The organism is Spirosoma jeollabukense, assembly GCF_054777855.1.
Genome location: NZ_BAAHAD010000109.1, coordinates 1 through 549, shown reverse-complemented (window position 1 = coordinate 549; position 549 = coordinate 1). Strand labels below are relative to the sequence as shown.

Sequence of the window (549 nt, the reverse complement as noted above, 5' to 3'; positions counted from 1 at the left end):
ACCGACGATGTTTTGGTCGGACGCACGCCAGACCGGACTCGCGGGCCACTTTTTATTTTCCGCAAAATTCATCAGTATGGGAAAACAAAAAAATCGACTCACGGCCACCAGACCACAAAACCGTTTCGCACGCACATGCAAGTACTGGCCGGGGGAGAAAACTGCTTACCCTGTACCTACCCTACACCCGCAGCAATCTCTCAGCGGCAAAATTGGAAACCTACCTACCCTGTACCTAACCTAGACCACACACATCGCAATTCGGATCGCTTCCCGGCAGAGTTGGAAGTTGCCTACCCTGCACCACCCGCATCTCGTCTCGACGACCTCAGACCCGTCAGCCAGAGAACCGACATCCAGATCGACCAAGTCTGAGCTGCCTACCCTGTACCTACCCTGCACCACCCTCACCCCGTTCTACACGGGAGCCGACATCAAATTCGACCAAGACAAACCGGCCTACCCTAGACCCCGTCCCTCACACACAGTCGACGCTCAGCCCTCGAATCGATCCTCGAATCGACCAAGACTGAGTAGCCTACCCTGCAC

At 55.6% G+C, this 549-nt stretch carries 1 protein-coding gene; it reads left to right on the top strand.

What is annotated here, in order from left to right; translation table 11 throughout:
- Positions 1-239: hypothetical protein (locus ACYVEA_RS34800; protein ID WP_461117938.1), on the top strand; the 239-nt coding region annotated here is incomplete at its 5' end.
- Positions 240-549 lie beyond the last annotated feature (310 nt).